The organism is Vibrio campbellii CAIM 519 = NBRC 15631 = ATCC 25920 (assembly GCF_002163755.1).
In the GTDB taxonomy this organism is placed as follows: Bacteria; Pseudomonadota; Gammaproteobacteria; order Enterobacterales; family Vibrionaceae; genus Vibrio; species Vibrio campbellii.
In genome coordinates, this window is sequence record NZ_CP015863.1 from 2,909,057 (window position 1) to 2,927,345 (window position 18,289).

Here is an 18,289-nt window from a genome sequence, read left to right on the forward strand (position 1 = left end):
AAGGTCAACTGTGCAATCACTTCGCTTGCTCACGCAGTTTTTCTGGCAACTTGTATTCGCCCTTGCTTCGCGAAACCTCTTTTACAGTCGGCGAATCAAGCGGACCTTTCACTTCGTAATTTACTTGTGTGAAAACTTCCACCACTGGAGAGATAACCGTCGAAATCGCCAGTACATACAATGCCGTTTGAGGCGCTACTGCGAAGGCGGTCAGCATTGGGATACCTGAAGTAATGTCTGGGGTAAAGTTCACTTCCGCATCCACCAAACGGGTGTTCATATCAGCGATACCGCGGATTTTCATCTCACCAGCAAGGGCATCCATCTCGATATCATTAGTGATAAACACACCATCTTGGATTTTGCCTGTCCCCGTAATCGAGTTAAAGGCCATGCCCTTGTCGAATACGTCGGTAAAGTCGAGCTGCATCTTACGAATGATAGAGTCGAGGCTGAATAGGCCAAGCAGTCGAGCAGCGCCGCTGACTTCAGTGATCACGCCTTTTCCGAATTCGGTAGACACGTCACCTTGTAAACTTTGCGTCTTCATCGACCAAGGTGCACCATCCCAACCCAACTTGGCATTGATTTCAAACGGTGCCTGCTGAATGCCTGAGGTAATACCAAAACGCTCCATCAAATCACTGTTGTTCTCACCTTTCACCTTCATGGTTAGATTTGAATGACTACGTTCTTTCGTCAGTTCCCACCATCCGCTCATATCCACACGGTTTTGACCACTGCTAAAGTTTACATTCTTCCATTCAAGGCGGTTGTTAGCGCGTGCCACATCCACATTCACTTTGCCGACTTTATAGCCCTGCAACCAAAAGTCATCGATGCTCAAGGTTAAGTTTGGCATCTCTGCATGGAACTTGCGGTCAAAGTTTGAGATAAGCGGTGCCGCTTGATCTTCGCTGGCAAACAAGGAACCTCGCTCTTTAGTCATCTCATCGAAGCCCGGAATGTACAAATGTAGATGATCCAGTGAAACAGACAGCTCAGACGGCTTGAGGTAGTTCGCTTTACCTTTTACTTCCTGACTATCTACATCAAGCTGCCAGCTTAAGTTCTTCTTACGCGCATTTAAGTTCACGTCATGGAACTCAATCCCACCAAGTTCTAAGTTTTGTACGTCCATACTCACGCGCGTAGGTACAGGAATCGTCGACGTTTTCATACTCGACAGCACTGACTGCGTCGTGCTTTGAGGAACGTGCATTAAGTCTGACCACTTATCAAGGCTCAAATCATCTAGACGAATCGAGGCATCGTGCCCGACGACTGGGCTGATCTTGAAGCCACCATTGCCAACCACAAGATTAGTCGCCGTTAACTGAGGTACGTCGCCAGAAATATCGATTTCAGTCTGGTACTTCGCATTCGGAATTTGTAATCGCGCAGAAATGCTTTCTTGGTTACCAGAAGCTTGCAGCTTCGCTTGCCCTTTCTCGCCACGTTTTTTCGCCAGCGGATAAGGATATTCACTGGTTAACTGGCTAAGTTGAGCAAGCACATCCACTTGGTAGGTAAAGCCAACATCATTCAGTTGTAGGTCGATATCCATTTGCCAAGGTGCATGACCAGACACCAGACTCAACCAACGCTCACCAAGGTAAGGTTTAAGCGGGTTTACCTCCCAATCACCAAGGGTATTAATGGTTACGTTATAGCCTTGTTCCGCATTCTCACCGCGGAAGTCCAGTGAGATTGGCTGCTTCAATAGTTCAGCAGAGAGACCCGAAGTGGTCACAACGTCATTATCGAACTTGATACGACCGGTTGCGTTTTCTAACGTCATCGGCGGCGCATCTATGTCTACGCGGTTATTCTTAAGATCCGCATAGCCCCAAGCGCGAGCGTCTTTCTCGGTATCAAATGGGATATTAAGTTGGAACTCAGAATAGACCGGCCCACTGACTTGCAGCGCGGTCAATGCAGCTCCCACGGAGTCAACCAATGGCGTCGCCATCATGTAGTCACGAACTTCATTACCCGGAGCGCTTGCTTTGGCTTCAATCTCAATGTGGCCACCTTCTGCAAGCTCAGGAATACGACCTGTAATTCGCTTCGCTTTCACGCCATTTAACGTGGCAGACTTCGAATCCAAATACATGGCGTCATTTTCAAACAACAAGTCGAGCTGTAAATCTGTGATGGTCGGCCAAGCAGTATCAAAGCTGAACTTCGCGTTCTTCAAACCAACCCATGCTTGGAACATACCGTTATGCGCTTTATACGGGAAGTCACCTAACTCGCCATACCAAAGCAGCTTAGCTGTATTAACCTTACCACCTTGAATCGCAGTAGAGAGGTAGTCTGTCAGATCTTGCCCAAGCGCTAACGTCGGCAGATAACGCCAAGTTTCACCCGCGTTGTAGAGGTCGGCTTCGGCATAAAACGACAGGAATGGGCTTTGTTCTTTCGGAAAGTCGAGACGGAACGCACCCAGCACTTGCAGATCCGGTGTAGCCGCCGTCACTTTATCGGACCATAAACGCCAGCCTGCTTCATCTTGCTGCCAGATGATGTCGACCTCACCTTGCTTAATGTTCAACGGCGCTTGAAATACATCTCCATACGGAAACACATCATCAATAACCGTCACTTTCGCTTTTGCTTGTTCTAGGTTACCCGATACTTTGCCTTGCACATGACTAAAGCCAGGCAGCAGCTCCCATTGCCTTAAACCCAATTCATCCAGTTCGGCTGAGTAACGTAGCGTGTCTAAACTGCCATTCATCGACAAACGGATATCTTCTAAACGCCCTTTTGGCACAAGCTTGTCGAGTAAATCCGTGGTAGATTCTGACTTCGGTACTAACTTAATTAACGGAGTGAGCGCTTCAATATCCAATTGCGAAAGGTTGAGTAGCCAGCCATCTGGTTGCCAATCAAAAGCAACATCCAGCTCTGGCCATAGCCTATCATCAGTGCGAATTTGAAGTGAGTGACCATTTACTTTCCAACCATTTCTATCGGGTAATAACTTGAAAATACCAGATTCGATCAGAAGGTCATGATGGCCATTTTCTTCCCACACTAGCTCTGAAGGTTGTAAGTCAATATAAGCATCAATTGGTTTACTATGCCTCAATGTAAGCCAAGTATTGAGGCTCACTTTCCCTGACTCAATACCCGATTGTTCTTGCATGTGAGTGGTTAGCCAAGGCGTCACAGACACGTCTTTGGCACTTATATAAAATTCGCCCGATACATCACGCAACGAGCCGTAATCTTTAAAGTTGGCACGCACCAATAACGAGTTAAGACTGGCGTCAGCAATACTTACCGTACCCTCTGCTAAATGGTGTTTACCTTGGTTACTCCAGCGTAACTGTTCGATATCCAAGCGGCGTGTTTCACCGGAAACCGATTTATACCAGATGCGAGAATCAGTGATAGTGAAGTCTTTAAACTGGCGTAACAATAGAGAGTCGAGTTGGTCAATCAGCTTGGTTTCATTTTTGCTGACATTCGCAGGTGGCTCTTTACCTTCAGATTTCGACAACAGGTCGACAGTGCGAATATCTAACGCTAAATCATCAATCGTTAAGTCCGCAACCACGGGCTTAAACTGCAAAAGAGATTGAATGAGATCGAATTCAATATAGATTTCATCCACTGCAAAACGAGCATCTTGATTGTTCGGCAGATTCGCTTCTAAACCTTGCAGTGCGATAGAGGGATGGCTGTTACGCCAAGAACCAGCAACGCTGGTGATAGAAAAGTCAAAACCTGTGCCTTGCTTGACCCAGGTTTTGATCTCATCTTGGAAGTGGTTAAGTTGTGGCAATGCTACGCGCAGTGTGGTCACTAAAATGGACAAAAGCACCAACAGAGTGACCAACGTCCACGCGCAGAAACGCCCGAAACGGTTAAAACCAGAATTCACAAATTTTCCAATTACATCATGACGACGTCAAACTGCTCCTGAATGTACAGGGGTTCAGCTTGAATACGAACTTGCTTACCAATAAATACTTCGAGTTCAGCTAGTGCATGGGATTCATCACCCAATAGTGTTTCAGCTACGTATGGCGATGCGTACACAACGAAGTTGTCTGCATCATACGCACGATTCACTCGAGTGATTTCACGTAGGATCTCGTAGCACACGGTCTCAACAGTCTTCACGCTGCCGCGACCTTCACAAGTAGGACAGCTAGAACATAAGATATGTTCAATACTTTCGCGCGTACGCTTACGAGTCATCTCAACTAAGCCTAGCTGAGTAAAGCCGTTAATGTTGGTTTTTACGCGGTCTTTTGACAAGGCGGCCTCAAGCGAAGTTAGTACACGCTTACGATGCTCGTCCGATAACATATCGATAAAGTCGATAATAATGATACCGCCTAAGTTACGTAGGCGCAGCTGACGGGCAATCGCTTGAGTCGCTTCGACGTTGGTGTTGAAGATGGTTTCTTCAAGGTTACGACGACCAACAAACGCACCGGTATTGATGTCGACCGTTGTCATCGCTTCAGTTTGATCGATGATTAGGTAGCCACCAGATTTAAGCTCAACCTTACGCTCCAAAGAACGTTGGATTTCGTTCTCTGTGTCGTACATGTCGAAGATCGGCTTGTCACCTTCGTATAGCTCAAGCTTGTCTGTTAGCTCAGGCACGTACTCAGAGGTAAACTCTTTTAGGTTCTCATACTCTAGGCGAGAGTCGACCATGATTTTGTCCAATTCAGTGCCAACAAAATCACGTAGAATGCGCTGGGCTAAGCCTAGCTCACCGTACAAGGTCGAGCGAGTTTTATACTTCGCACGACGCTCCATCACCTTCTGCCATAAACGCTTCAAAAATGCCGCATCTTGAGAAAGCTCTTTCTCATCAGCACCTTCTGCCGCAGTACGAATGATAAAGCCACCGTGCTCATCACAGTAGTGATTGACGACTTTCTTCAGACGCTCACGCTCACTTTCGCTTTCAATACGCTGAGAAACACCAACATGGCTCGCTCCCGGCATAAAAACAAGATAACGCGAAGGAAGAGTGATATCCGTCGTCAGACGAGCGCCCTTGGTACCTAGCGGGTCTTTAACCACCTGTACAACAATATCCTGTCCTTGGCGAACCAATTCAGAAATATCACGCACTTGGAACTGTTGCTTTTCGTTCTCTGCCACACATTCGGTGTGCGGAACGATGTCTGACGCGTGTAAGAATGCCGCTTTATCTAGACCAATATCGACAAACGCCGCTTGCATGCCCGGCAATACTCGGCTCACTTTGCCTTTGTAAATATTGCCAACAATGCCGCGGCGCGATTCACGTTCTATATGAACTTCTTGTAGTACTCCACCTTCAATCATGGCCACACGAGTCTCACTCGGGGTCACGTTAAGCAGCAATTCTGCACTCATGTGCACACCTCAAAACAATTATAAAAATTCTTGAATTAGCTGATCGGTTTCGAACAAAGGTAAGCCTACTACGGCGTGATAACTGCCTTCGATTCGGGTGACGAAACGCCCACCGAGTCCTTGAATACCATAACTTCCAGCTTTGTCGCATGGTTCGCCTGACTGCCAGTATCGTTCTATTTCTTCTTCAGTCAGTGTTTTGAACCACACGTCAGTGATAACGACCACTGAGTGTTGTTGTTCTTTTGATACGATGCTCACCGCGGTCATCACTTGGTGCTGACGGCCGGATAAATTACTGAGCATGCGTTTTGAATCTTCGAAACTTTTTGGCTTTTCTAGCACGTGGTTATCGCATACCACTACGGTATCGGAGCCCAATACAACGGAATCAGGCTTAGCCATCGCTAAGCCTGCTTGAGCTTTTTCCAAAGAGAGACGCAACACATAGTCTTTTGCTTGCTCGTGGTCTTGTTTGGCTTCCTCTATATCAGGAAGCACAATATCAAAGTCATAATCTAACTGAGCAAGCAGCTCTTTTCTTCTCGGAGAACCCGATGCGAGTACGAGGGATAAGCCCTTTTTCACAACGCTACCTTACGTGCCATGCGCGACGGACGCGTCGCATTAATAAAAACATCCATGGCCAAAGTATACAGTTTATTGCTGCAGTCCACAGGGATAATGGATTAAATACTACGTCCTGGTTCAAATATTCCCCACAGAATATGAGAAGCTCTAGTAGCACGGTAAAAAAGGCAATCAAAATAGATTGTTGCCATAATGCCATGTTACGGATAACCAAGAAGTTTAATGCCACCAAGTAGATAATGATCGACATCATCATCCCTCGGATCCCGAGCGTCGAGCCAATCAAAATGTCCCACAACAAACCTAAGATCAGAGCGGTACCAACATTAACACGGTGCGGCAATGCCAACACCCAGTAACAGGTCACTAGGAACAGCCATGATGGGCGCAACAAATCGAGTACGCCCGGCCATGGAATGGTTTGTAGGACTAGCGCAACGAAGAAGCTGACGCCGATGACCATTCGACTTCTTAATACACTATTGGCCATCGGTTACCTCTTGTTCTGAACCTTCTTCTACATTGGATTGCAGTACTTTATGTTGACGGTCTTCATTCGGCCAAATCAACAACAAGTAGCGCAGACGATCAAACTCAACCACTGGCTCCGCTTTGATCGATGCAAACTCTTGGCGAGTGTCGTGATCGACATTCGTGACTGTCGCAACCGGGTAGCCTTCTGGGTAGATACCACCAAGACCCGATGTCACCAGCAAATCACCCACTTGGATATCTGTACTGGTTGGGATATGTTCCAATTGGATTTCATCCACTTCACCGTTACCGGAAGCGATCACGCGAATATCGTTACGAATTACCTGAACTGGAATCGCGTTTTTCGCATCTGTTAGCAGCAATACGCGTGCGTTATGCGCCGCAACAAACGTCACCTGACCAACGATACCTTTCTCGTTGATAACAGGTTGGCCAACGTACACACCATCAATACGGCCTTTATCAATCACCACTTGGTGACGATATGGTGATGTATCAACGGCCATCACTTCTGTCACGACTTTCTTCTCGTCACGGACGAAGGAAGAGCCGAGAAGTTTGCGCAGGCGCTGGTTTTCTTCTTTATATTGGTCGAGCAAGATCAGCTCGCTCTTCAGGCGAAGCACTTCGCGCTTCAAATTGCGATTGCCTTCAATCAATGCCTGACGAGTGTTTAAACGCTCGAACATTCCATCAAACATGCTACGAGGCATATTGGCTGCATACTGAATAGGAGCAACCATACTGTTCAATAGGTATCGGACGTTGGAAAACGTATCTAGACGGTTATCAGCCAGCATTAAGCTCGCCGACACGATGACAGCAAAAAACAGACGCAATTGCAGAGATGGGCCTCTGCCAAAAATCGGTTTCATCTTGTTTTTAACCTGATTGCTACCATGATTATTGAGCCTTACTTGGCAACCTAAGAATACGACATAGTGTGATTCTAGGTATGGAGCAGATTGAAATTACAGAGTGCGGAAAATGAAGGTGAAGCCCGAGTGGACTTCACCTAACACTTTATTCTTCAGAGAATAGATCGCCACCGTGCATGTCGATCATTTCTAGTGCCTTACCACCACCACGAGCCACACATGTAAGTGGGTCTTCAGCGATAACCACAGGAATACCTGTTTCTTCCATTAGTAGACGGTCTAGGTCTTTCAGTAGTGCACCACCACCTGTTAGTACCATACCGTTTTCAGAGATATCAGACGCTAGCTCTGGTGGACATTGCTCAAGCGCAACCATCACTGCAGATACGATGCCTGATAGCGGCTCTTGCAGTGCTTCTAGGATTTCGTTTGAGTTCAGGCTAAAGCTACGTGGCACACCTTCTGCAAGGTTACGACCGCGAACTTCGATCTCTTGAACTTCATCACCAGGGTAAGCAGAACCGATTTCGTGTTTGATCTTTTCAGCTGTTGCTTCACCGATCAAGCTGCCGTAGTTACGACGTACATAGTTGATCACGGCTTCATCAAAGCGGTCACCACCGATACGAACAGAAGACGAGTAAACCACACCGTTTAGTGAGATAACCGCAACTTCGGTCGTACCACCACCGATATCGACCACCATTGAACCTGTTGGCTCAGATACGCGAAGGCCAGCACCGATTGCCGCCGCCATTGGCTCGTCAATTAGGTAAACTTCACGTGCGCCAGCACCTAGTGCAGATTCACGAATCGCACGGCGCTCAACTTGAGTAGAACCACAAGGAACACAAACCAGTACACGAGGGCTTGGTTTAAGGATGCTGTTGTCATGCACTTGCTTAATGAAGTGCTGAAGCATTTTTTCTGTTACATAGAAGTCAGCAATAACGCCGTCTTTCATTGGGCGGATTGCTGAGATGTTGCCCGGCGTACGACCAAGCATCTGTTTTGCCGCATGGCCTACAGCAGCAACGCTTTTTGCAGAACCTACACGATCTTGACGAATAGCAACTACAGAAGGTTCATCAAGGACGATGCCCTGTCCTTTTACGTAAATTAGAGTGTTGGCAGTACCTAAATCGATAGATAGGTCGTTAGAAAACATGCCACGAAGTTTTTTAAACATATTCTTCGCTCATCCTGCAAAAATTTAGAAGACAAAAATTGTCCTAAATGTACCAATGCCTCGCTGTCACAGCAAGGCATTGGTACACAAACATGAGCAGAAAACCTCAATTTCTTGCAGTTTCCTTACTTAACGCAAAAAACCGAAGTTTATTACTGTCCGGTTAACCCCGGTTCACCACGATAAATCACTCGGTCATTGCCACGATGAATACCAAACGTGACTACCGATGATGGGTTTTCTTCGGAGCCATCTTTATCCCAGTCGTATTTGAGCCAAGGGAGCGAATTGCCACCACCTTCAAGATTAAGCCATACGCGAGTTTGCTGGCGATACGGCTCTGCTTCTTTAGCCGTTACCGTTCGAGAGTAACCTTCAGAAACTTTACCACCAGCTCCTAATGTGACCGTTTTAGGGGCCGCATCAGTACCTGTTGGCCAAATATGCGTTTCAGCAGCAGTGACACCTTTCACATCGGTTTGGCTGTCATCAGGGTTGGCGATAAAGCGGCTACCATTCCAGTATTCAACTCGTAATGGCACTCTCAGCGTCGAGCCTTGGTTGCCACCGACATCATCTAGGTCTACACGGCCAAAGCGGATATCAGGTTGGGTAGGCAATAACCCCTCACTACCATCGATAGATACTGGATCCTTATTATCATCCGCGGATTTGATTGATATCGCCGTATCTTTCGCGTTCTCATTAAAGTTGAGCGGACCATCTGGGTAACTTGAGCCAGAACCTTTTAATAGCTCTAACCCATCCGTCGTTGAACCAGTAAACTTACCTAGACTTCTTGAAGTGACATAAGCAGCACCATTATTCACCCAAGTCCCCGTATAGGTTTTGTTCAAAATAAAACGAGGCTGATAAGAGCTAGTATCTTTCAAACCAAACTTTGCTTGTAAGCCACTAGAGAAGAAGGCGTAGTTTGTTAAAGCGCCTTTATCCGCATTTAATGCCTCAACATAAAACTCCTCGACGCCAAAGCCTTGTTTCATATAAGCAAAGTTTCCTTGATGCGGGTAAGCCCATTGATTTCCTTTCGCTTCATCAACTCGGAAATACTTAGGGTAGATACGACCAATATTTTCTTCTGCTGGCGTAATGGTGAAAGCTTTACTGCCGAGATACGTTTCAGGTGGTGTAATCGTGAAGTCAAAAGCACCAACTTCGGACACAGTTTGCATCACTGACCCGGTACCATTAGTTAGATTGATATGATCGTATGTGGTCGTCCCTAAAGTGCCAGGAATCGCACTATCAAACTGCGGGTAAGATACTTTATGACTAATCGTTAAACCTGATTGTTGATAGTTTTGTGCTGGCTTCTTGTCATCACCAAATTGATAAGCCGTCACTTTCATTGTGAACTCTTCTCCAGCAGCAACAAGTTTCTGGCTACAAGAGCCTGAACCGCACAGACCACCATCAACCGTTAATTTGAGATATGCTGGAAAACTCACAAAGCTATTCTGTCCTAACGAATCCTTTTCATCTTTTATTTTCGCCTTCAGCGCGACTTTGCCTGCTTCTGGATACTTTAAGTTGAAGTAAGCTTTACCTTGCTTATTAAAGTAGACATCAGCAACCTCAACAGTATTTGTCCCAACGGTAACCTCGTTACTGAAAGAACCATCTCTCTTTTTGAAAGAGACATAAGCGGGGACTGATACTGCATTGCTTGTCGGTTCGATTCTTTCAATGGATAACTGAACATCTCGATTTTCGCCGTCACCGCCCTGTTGGCTTGGTGAGCTACAAAACTCCAAATAAGGCGAACGTTGATTGCTATATTGTGCCTGTCCTTTGGTATTGAAGAATGGCTTACCAGCGACCTTATCTGGAACCGTTACACCCAACGCCGCAGAGTTAAATACGATATTACAGTTTTGCTCAGATAGCGGACCACCAGCGATACGACACTTCGCTCCGTCAAAGCCAAACTGTGGAACCGAGCTACTTGCAATTCCAAGTTTTGCTGAACCTGATTGGAATGCTTGTAGCTTCAACGAAACAGAGTCAGAAAACGTAACACGATCTCCCCCTTCCCATGCGACAAGAGAATCCGATTGCGGCAATAAGGACACCGTCACAGGGTCAACCGTTGCTCCTGGGTTCGAGCTCAATACTGAAGATGGGTACGTTTTCGAACAAGAAGGATCCATACATGCTCGTAGTGTAACCTCGGACGCCTGACAAATACTGCCAGTACCAGCGTAATCAAATTCGAAGTGGTGAATGCCTTCCGTTATTTTCTGGTATTTATCGGCACAAACTTGGAAGTTATCCATTTCGTGTGTGTTTGTTAGCGCCCCCGTGGAAGCAGTAACTGAAATACGGAAGTTTTCAGGTGTGTAATTGAAGTTCCCTTCAGTTAATACATCAAAATTACTAATTACTGTATGCCATTGACCATTAACTCCAACCTTTCGCTGTACGGATAGAGTAATCGCTCCCGAATTGCGAGAGTTCAAAATAACCTTGTAGCGATGAGGAGTGCTCGAACGATTATCTAACGATTGGTTAAACTGCTTTCCTTTGATGTACTTGTAACCTTTTAGCCATTTACCGTTGTTGTCTTTAATGCCTGCGCCACGCACGCCAACACTGTTTGCAGAGCCATGACTAGCAAGGTTTTCCCCACCTTCTCGGTAAAAGTTGCCGTATTCATCGATACCTATACCTAACCATCCACCAGCAAAGCCCTCTACATCATGAGACACCTCACCAGAGTGGTTTTTGTGTAGTTTCATACCATAGCCTAATGGCCCGCCGAAAGCCCCTGTTTGCGGAGGCACATTAGCATCAGAGATAACCAACGCAACGCCATCTGCACCATTATAGCCACCACCATAAGCAAAGTGATCGAACTCAATTTCTAAGTAGTTCTCATCGGACGGAAACAAGTAGTTGTAAGCAGAAGCTGTCGCTTGACGAGTTCTATTATCATTGAGTCGGAAGCGTCCATTAACTACATGTGGCTTAACGCTGCTGCCGTAACCAATAACAGACCAGTTATCAACATTAGATGAACTAAACGTTTCCATTGGAAGTAAATTACATTGTGTTGGGTCAGGGTCAGGGGGAGTAGTACCACAAAACTCATAGAAGTCATCGTAACCGGATCCTGAACTTACATTAACTGGACATTCGCCTTTTGATTGGGAGCTGTTACAACTTGGGTCATTTAACCCACAAAACGCAACCAAATTTCCGTTGTAATAATATGAAGAGTTCAACTGCCCACACAACGTAGAGTTGTTAGAAATACTGACATACTTGTTATTGGAAAAACCTACTGCTTTCATGTCAGCCAGAATTTTCGCTCCAGAAAGAGCCATCCCTGTATTTTTGGTACTTACAGTGCCAAATACAGAGGCATTTGTGACATGCAGATACTTGTTAGTTGATACATCATCACCAACAAATGAGTTGTTAATATTTGCACCATCACCAGAGCTTGACGCTTCTCCACAAATATAGGAGTTATCAATTACGTGAAGGTACTCTTTAACATTTACATCACCTTTAACTTTAGAGTGCTCAATTCGCCCACCTTCATTTGTACTAGAAACAGTGCCTGACACTTGTGAAGATTGCACATCAACGTAACCCTTAGCAGCAATATCTCCGCCAATTTGGCTGCTATTAATTGCCATACTCTGATTGCGCCCTTGAGTATTATCAATATCGCCAGACACACTAGAGTCAGATACACGAATAAAACCTTTGGCGTTGATATCACCAGAAACAGACGAGTTACTTAATACTTCAACCGCAGGGTTACCACTGCTACGAGAGGTAACATCTCCATTCACATTCGTATTATTGAGTTGCACATAGTCTTCAGAAAGTATGTATTGATTGACTCTGTAGTTAGTCACTTTTATGGACTCTTGAGCACTAACATACCCAGAAATGAGATGCGTGCTGTTTGATACAGTCTGAATACCACCGTGGGAAGAGGAAATGTGTCCGCCCACATCACCATTCGTTGTTTTTATCTGATCTCTCGCCTCGATATACGAGCCTACATCAACATTATTCAGTGTCACCCCACCGGCATAGCTATCAACATAGCCACCAACATCACTGTTGGCACCATTAATGTGTTTTTGAGCTATGACACTTTCTCCAACATTGACATTATCAAATACAACATCATTGTTAGAGCTCCTTATAAACCTAGATACAGTAGCGTCTGTTAAATTGATGTAACCACCATTATCGATACTACCGTAAATATATAAGTTACGAGCACTAAAAGAATTTCGGTCTAGGTTAAGGGAAAGATTCCGATTACTACTACCAATCGTATTATTACCACCGAAAGAAGAATATCGATCCAAATACAGTTGTGATACATAAGGACCGGCAACAATACTATCGCCATAATTTAGATTAACGCCTACTGTACATACGTAAGTGGAGTAGTTGCTTGTATAGTAGCCATTATTGGGGCAAGGACTATTCCAAGCCACATATTCATTATCGCTCCAAGACCAACGAGGAGTAAGGTCATACATAACTCCAGCAAGAGATTGAGCAGACAGCAAGCTATATGTGAGAGCCCCAAACATCATTATTTTTTTCATTATTTTATTTACTCCCTAACCCAAATCTCTTGTTGGCGCTGTACTTGTGCAACCCCAGAACCACAAATTGCTGTGGCTTGCACTCTGAAAAGAGATTCAGCTTCAGAGGTACCTGCGTTAAAGGTACCGATATTTGAACATGTCATAGTATTGATTCGGCAACCCGAGCCTTGTGTAATCTGTGTAGGAGGAGATGTATTACCGTTTTCAATCTTAGAGCAAACATCAGCGATGACGGAGCCATCTGTGTTTAATGGATAAAGCTGAGTTAGTGCCCACTCATTGGCAGATTGAGCAATAAACCAAGCTTTGGTGCCCAAGAATTCTTTCGTTAATGTACTTTGGTTTGACCAACTTACTCTCATCAAAGAAGCAGCTAAGTACCCCATCACTATGATGACAAACAACACGACGATCAGAACACTACCTTGTTGGACATTTCTACGGAACATTGAGCACCTGCACGTCTTGTTGGTAAACACTACGCTCCCCGTTTTGATTGAACTCTAAATTGATGTGTACAAGACCACCACGCTGCAGCGTTGGCTCTAGATAGTGCATATCACTTACAGAAGTATCGACACTATCCGCGACTGTAATTCCATTGCGCGTTATTTGATTATTTTCGAAGCAGTAACGTACTTCAGACTTATCTTGATAGACGTAATGACGGCTCGAAATAGAAGAGCCCCCAATCGTACTGGCAGCCCCACTAATAACAAAGACATCACCAGTTTTGGCTAGACCACCAACATTTAAACTTTGTGAAGAAGAAGGTTGCAGATCTTTATAACGACTCGGATTAATAACCATCCAAGCGTTAGCGGGCATTGGGTTTAACGTGGCGTCATTGCCCAATAAGAACTCCAAGTCGTTATTTGTCAGTGTGTAGAACCCTGAATACTCAATAGGTACAAACTCTAAACACTTCGTCGTGTCATCAGGCTCATGAAAACTATTTGGCACGGCATGGCGAATTTCACGCGACATTTTTTCTAATACAAACTGCGCTTGCGTTTGCATTCGTTGGCGATCAATCGTGTTTGCGTACCCCTTCATGCCTAACTGCACGTAACCCGCAATACCAAGCATGATGAAGCTACCAATTACGATGGTGACTATCATTTCCATTAAGGTGAAACCACGAACTTTCATCAGTAGTTACCTCGTATAGCGGTAAGTGTGAGCGGCTGAGCATTACTCGCAAAGATTCTCACTGTGACTTTTTTATAGTTTGTTATGCCTGTAGGTGGCGTGGCGCTCAGATCATCATATGCCACACTAACTTCAACTCGGAAGTTACGGTACTCATCTTCGCTACTTGCGCCCAAGATATCTGAAATATTACCTCGGCTCGTCTCTTGGCATTGAGCAACCGTCGTTGGTGTACTCCAACAACCGATGTAATCATCGACATCATTAAAAGTACTTGGGTTATTAGAAATTTCGCCATACTTTGTATCAACACCCAATGTCGCCGAACAACCGTTAGACGGGTTATCTGGATGAGGGTTAAGACTAGACTCCCCACAACGAACAACCCCACCATCAAAATCACTCCACTGGTCAAAGCCGCGCGCCAATATTTGCGACATAAAACCCTGCCCTAAGGCTGCTGCACGCATTTGATAATGAGGCATTGCTGAATCGCGAATTTGAGGAACCAGAAAAGACGTAAACGCTACCATCGCAATCCCCATAAGAACGATGGCAATGATCATCTCAATAAGCGTCATACCAATGTGCTTTCTCATGAGCATGTTCCCTCCGAAACATAACCCTGAGGGTTAATCAATACTCGGCACCGGCTTTGACCGTTTTTATCTTGAATAAGAATAGAAACACCAGCAGATGAAGCATTGAGAGGGTTGCCCAATAGATCAAATTCGATAGGACTAGAGGCACCATTAATAATAGAAAACTGAGCTGAGTTATCGATAACAACATCGCTTCGAGCATCTCGTTTCTTACTAACCAAATTGCACGCCGCACTAGATCCTATACAAGTATTCGTAATCGATAGACAAAAGTTAGTGTAGCTAGAGTCCTCTCCAGCTTTGTAGCTACTGGGTAGACACCTTTCAGGATAAGACTTGTTTGGGATATTGATATTCGACTGCATGCGATTCACCTGTACTTGGCGAATCACTGAAATAGCCTGCTCTTGAAGCGCAAATGCAGACACACTGCCTTTGCCTATAAAACGGCTGGCAGCAAACAGAGAGAGAATAGATAAGAGAACGATCACTAAGATCAATTCCATCAAGGTAAACCCTAATGCAGAGCTGCGAATTTTCATAACCCAACCTTAGGCTTAGGACAAGCGAAATGAGTATACGATGAAATTATGAGAATAATGATAGGTTTATAAGTTTTAAATTCGAACTGTGAGCAAGTGTACAAATAACCGCCAAAGGTCATTTCTTTCCTTTTGAGCGCTCCAATTCTTCTTCAATTCGATCGTAAGTTTCTTTGTTGCTTAGCGTCTCAGAAACGTGCTCAGCGGTTTGCTTGGTTTGCTCCCACTTGGCTTCATAAATTTCTGGTTCAAAGCTGATAAATCTTGGTAATACCACATAACCGATTACACCCAAGATAATCAGCACAACCACAAATTCTATTGCGCTAAGCCCCGATGATTTACGCATATGTACTATTCCGAGATTAATCAAAATATAGAGATAAAGGCCAGACTGTCTGGCCCTTAGAAAATTTTCTGTTTATTTAGTTGGACAATCAGTTACTTCAGACTTTGCAGATGTATTTGCACTTGCAGCTTGTTTGTATCTAACACATTTTTTGTTATAGCTATCAATACCAAAGTAAACTATATCTGTCTCTTTACCTTTATAAACGAAGTCTCCATCAGTACCAATACCGTCAACAATAGCAGCAATAGCACCACTTGTAGCTTCTGGGTAACCAAAAATAGTATTGATTGAATTTGTACCGACTCCAGTGCTTACTGCACCGCTGGTTGACTCAATACCTTTAATTGCTGCCTTTCCATAAACAATACCAGATGCACCTTGAATAGCACCAGATAACCCTTCAAGAGTCGCATTACGTGCATCATCTTGAATATTTAGAAAACGTGGTGCAGCCGTCACCGCTAGAATACCCAGGATTACAATTACCACTACCAATTCGATAAGGGTGAAACCACCTTGTCTTTTCATTGTTTACTCTCTCTATGTAAGCATGCAGAGTGACTGCAAAGTTTATCGGTCATGCGACCATTTTGGATAATGTCAAAACGGTGTGGCATCTCAACGATAAAACAATGTTTATCCATTGAGCCCTATATCTACCGCTTTAGCAGAATGACGATTCGCCATTATTAAGTTAAAGCCGTGCAAAAAAGATATCCCAAGTTTGGTTTACTTTTTATTACAACCTTTTGCTTATGGTAATGTTTGCATTATACCGACTTTCATTCCCATTTATAGTACTTAAGTGTCAAAAAATTCACTCCGTCGACATTTCGACATCTATTTTCAGGTAATTAGCGTCTGATATAACAACAACTCTCTGTCCATTTTCATAAGTGTAGTGACATGCATAACTATTACTTTTAATTGCTCCACGAATTTCTAACAACTCGCTCGCCATAATTTTACGTTGTGGGTAATGGACCGTCAGCCAATAGTCACAATCCAGCACACCGCTTGTTCTGAAAGGTGATACTAAGCCCCCTTCCGTCATATTAAGCTCAAAACCCTCCATTAACAGCAACTTAGGCTCTCCATGAACAAGCCATGCTTGGTGGTATCGTTGCACGCTATCTTGCATCCAAACCTTGGCAAGTCTCGCTCCTGTTTCTTGCGCTTCTTGCTCTATCGGTTTCAACTTTTGTATCAATGCGCCCAGAACAATAACCCCGACGATTCCTGCAAGAATCAACGTTGCTCGGCTTTGATTTTCGACCACGCCGTTAGCCGCCTTTGATGATGTCCAGCATCCCCCACATTGGCAGGAAGATACCGAGTGCCAACACCATAACCATACCTGCCACAATGACCAAAAGTAACGGTTCTATTCGTGCAGTTAGGGTTTTTAAGTCGTAATCCACTTCACGGTCATAGAAGTCTGAGACTTCCAATAGCAGTTCATCAATACGACCGGTTTCTTCACCGACCGCAATCATCTGAATAACCAGAGGCGTAAAAATCTTACTGTTGATTGCCGTAACTGAAATGGTACTGCCCGCTTCAATCGCCGATTTCATTTCAAAAATTCGGTTCTCTAAGAACTTGTTACCTAGCGCTTCACCAGCCAGTGCCAATGACTGGTTTAGCGGTACACCGGATTTCAGCATCAATGAAAACGTGCGTGCGAAACGAGATAGCTGTGCCCGGTTTACGATATCGCCCACGATTGGCAATCGTAGACGGAACTTATCGAACTTCTCTCGACCATCTGCGGTTGCAACCCAAGCTCTAAATAAAAGGAGTGCCCCAACGATTGCCGCAATGAGCAGCCCCCAAAAATTCACAAAGAAGTTAGAGGTTGCAATCAGGATCCTAGTCGGCAAGGGAAGATCCACTCCAAAGCGGGTAAACATGGACGCGAACTCTGGGATAACCAGAATGTTCAAAATAAACATCGCGATGGTAATAAACACAATCACAAACGTTGGATAGCGCATGGCGGCTTTGATACGCTTTCGCGTTTCCAGTTCTTGTTCGTAGTAGTTTGCTAGCTGTAGTAAGGCTTGGTCTAGACGACCGGTGTTTTCACCCACGTTAATCATCGACACAAACAGCGGGCTAAACACTTTAGTGTGCGGTTGCATCGCGGAAGAAAGGCCGCGACCGTTACTCAACTCAGATACCACATCTTCTAAGGCCTCTTTGAGCTGTTTATTCTCACAGTTTTGCAGCAGGCCACGCATGGATCGCAATAATGGCACGCCCGCTTTAGTCAAACTAAATAGCTGACGTGAAAACAGGATAATCACTTCAAGCGGAATCGCAGGCACAAGTAACTTGGATAAGCTGACTTTGCTTTTAACCGCTTCTTTTTCTAATCGTAGGTTTAGAGGAATGATCCCCTTATTCATCAATGCTTCCGCTGCCGCTTCGGAATTCACCGCATCGACTTTGCCACTGGTTGATGAGCCGTCTAAGGTGCGGCCTTGATAACGAAAAGTTGGCATT

The 18,289-nt window shown here is 44.9% G+C and carries 15 protein-coding genes; all 15 read right to left on the reverse strand.

The window, feature by feature from the left end:
- Window positions 1-16: 16 nt before the first annotated feature.
- The 15 genes from A8140_RS14005 to A8140_RS14075 all read right to left on the reverse strand — a co-directional run bounded on the left by A8140_RS14005 (window position 17) and on the right by A8140_RS14075 (window position 18,288).
- Window positions 17-3,895: a YhdP family protein gene (locus tag A8140_RS14005; RefSeq protein WP_038862595.1), complete on the reverse strand. Its 3,879-nt coding sequence runs from the start codon at window positions 3,893-3,895 to the stop codon at window positions 17-19.
- Between the two features lie 11 nt (window positions 3,896-3,906).
- Window positions 3,907-5,376, reverse strand: a complete 1,470-nt coding sequence (rng, locus tag A8140_RS14010) for a ribonuclease G (RefSeq protein ID WP_005533760.1) — start codon at window positions 5,374-5,376, stop codon at window positions 3,907-3,909.
- Between the two features lie 18 nt (window positions 5,377-5,394).
- Window positions 5,395-5,964, reverse strand: coding sequence for a Maf family protein (locus A8140_RS14015; RefSeq protein ID WP_005432810.1), 570 nt, complete (start codon window positions 5,962-5,964; stop codon window positions 5,395-5,397).
- 4 nt (window positions 5,965-5,968) lie between these two features.
- Window positions 5,969-6,457, reverse strand: a complete 489-nt coding sequence (mreD, locus tag A8140_RS14020) for a rod shape-determining protein MreD (protein ID WP_005432825.1) — start codon at window positions 6,455-6,457, stop codon at window positions 5,969-5,971.
- Window positions 6,447-7,337, reverse strand: a complete 891-nt coding sequence (gene mreC / locus A8140_RS14025) for a rod shape-determining protein MreC (RefSeq protein ID WP_005432808.1) — start codon at window positions 7,335-7,337, stop codon at window positions 6,447-6,449. The genes mreD and mreC overlap by 11 nt, the downstream gene beginning before the upstream one ends.
- 148 nt (window positions 7,338-7,485) lie before the next feature.
- Window positions 7,486-8,529 (reverse strand): rod shape-determining protein, encoded by a 1,044-nt coding sequence (locus A8140_RS14030; protein WP_005381144.1) that lies wholly within the window; start codon window positions 8,527-8,529, stop codon window positions 7,486-7,488.
- Between the two features lie 152 nt (window positions 8,530-8,681).
- Complete coding sequence (locus A8140_RS14035; RefSeq protein ID WP_005533761.1) at window positions 8,682-13,130, reverse strand: DUF6701 domain-containing protein; 4,449 nt, start codon at window positions 13,128-13,130, stop codon at window positions 8,682-8,684.
- Between the two features lie 8 nt (window positions 13,131-13,138).
- Window positions 13,139-13,582 carry a hypothetical protein gene (locus A8140_RS14040; protein ID WP_005533762.1) on the reverse strand — a complete coding sequence of 148 codons (444 nt, stop codon included), beginning with the start codon at window positions 13,580-13,582 and terminating at the stop codon, window positions 13,139-13,141.
- A complete protein-coding gene (locus tag A8140_RS14045; RefSeq protein WP_005533763.1) occupies window positions 13,572-14,285 on the reverse strand; it encodes a PilW family protein in 714 nt (237 codons plus the stop codon). The genes A8140_RS14040 and A8140_RS14045 overlap by 11 nt, the downstream gene beginning before the upstream one ends.
- A complete protein-coding gene (locus tag A8140_RS14050; RefSeq protein ID WP_005533764.1) occupies window positions 14,285-14,884 on the reverse strand; it encodes a type IV pilus modification PilV family protein in 600 nt (199 codons plus the stop codon). Before A8140_RS14050 ends, A8140_RS14045 begins: the two co-directional genes overlap by 1 nt.
- On the reverse strand, window positions 14,881-15,429 hold the full coding sequence (locus A8140_RS14055) for a type II secretion system protein (RefSeq protein WP_005533765.1): 549 nt from the start codon (window positions 15,427-15,429) through the stop codon (window positions 14,881-14,883). Before A8140_RS14055 ends, A8140_RS14050 begins: the two co-directional genes overlap by 4 nt.
- A gap of 118 nt (window positions 15,430-15,547) precedes the next feature.
- A complete protein-coding gene (locus A8140_RS14060) occupies window positions 15,548-15,778 on the reverse strand; it encodes a type II secretion system protein (protein WP_005533767.1) in 231 nt (76 codons plus the stop codon).
- A 72-nt stretch (window positions 15,779-15,850) separates the two neighbouring features.
- Complete coding sequence (locus tag A8140_RS14065) at window positions 15,851-16,309, reverse strand: prepilin-type N-terminal cleavage/methylation domain-containing protein (RefSeq protein WP_005533770.1); 459 nt, start codon at window positions 16,307-16,309, stop codon at window positions 15,851-15,853.
- Window positions 16,310-16,598: 289 nt separating this feature from the next.
- Complete coding sequence (locus A8140_RS14070; protein ID WP_005533773.1) at window positions 16,599-17,060, reverse strand: hypothetical protein; 462 nt, start codon at window positions 17,058-17,060, stop codon at window positions 16,599-16,601.
- Between the two features lie 4 nt (window positions 17,061-17,064).
- On the reverse strand, window positions 17,065-18,288 hold the full coding sequence (locus A8140_RS14075; RefSeq protein ID WP_005533776.1) for a type II secretion system F family protein: 1,224 nt from the start codon (window positions 18,286-18,288) through the stop codon (window positions 17,065-17,067).
- Window position 18,289: the final 1 nt, after the last annotated feature.

Coding starts and splice junctions, on each gene's coding strand:
- rng (WP_005533760.1), bottom strand. CDS start 5,376: ATGAGTGCAGAATTGCTGCTTAACGTGACCCCGAGTGAGACTCGTGTG.
- mreD (WP_005432825.1), bottom strand. CDS start 6,457: ATGGCCAATAGTGTATTAAGAAGTCGAATGGTCATCGGCGTCAGCTTC.
- mreC (WP_005432808.1), bottom strand. CDS start 7,337: ATGAAACCGATTTTTGGCAGAGGCCCATCTCTGCAATTGCGTCTGTTT.
- A8140_RS14030 (WP_005381144.1), bottom strand. CDS start 8,529: ATGTTTAAAAAACTTCGTGGCATGTTTTCTAACGACCTATCTATCGAT.
- A8140_RS14035 (WP_005533761.1), bottom strand. CDS start 13,130: ATGAAAAAAATAATGATGTTTGGGGCTCTCACATATAGCTTGCTGTCT.
- A8140_RS14040 (WP_005533762.1), bottom strand. CDS start 13,582: ATGTTCCGTAGAAATGTCCAACAAGGTAGTGTTCTGATCGTCGTGTTG.
- A8140_RS14045 (WP_005533763.1), bottom strand. CDS start 14,285: ATGAAAGTTCGTGGTTTCACCTTAATGGAAATGATAGTCACCATCGTA.
- A8140_RS14050 (WP_005533764.1), bottom strand. CDS start 14,884: ATGAGAAAGCACATTGGTATGACGCTTATTGAGATGATCATTGCCATC.
- A8140_RS14055 (WP_005533765.1), bottom strand. CDS start 15,429: ATGAAAATTCGCAGCTCTGCATTAGGGTTTACCTTGATGGAATTGATC.
- A8140_RS14060 (WP_005533767.1), bottom strand. CDS start 15,778: ATGCGTAAATCATCGGGGCTTAGCGCAATAGAATTTGTGGTTGTGCTG.
- A8140_RS14065 (WP_005533770.1), bottom strand. CDS start 16,309: ATGAAAAGACAAGGTGGTTTCACCCTTATCGAATTGGTAGTGGTAATT.
- A8140_RS14075 (WP_005533776.1), bottom strand. CDS start 18,288: ATGCCAACTTTTCGTTATCAAGGCCGCACCTTAGACGGCTCATCAACC.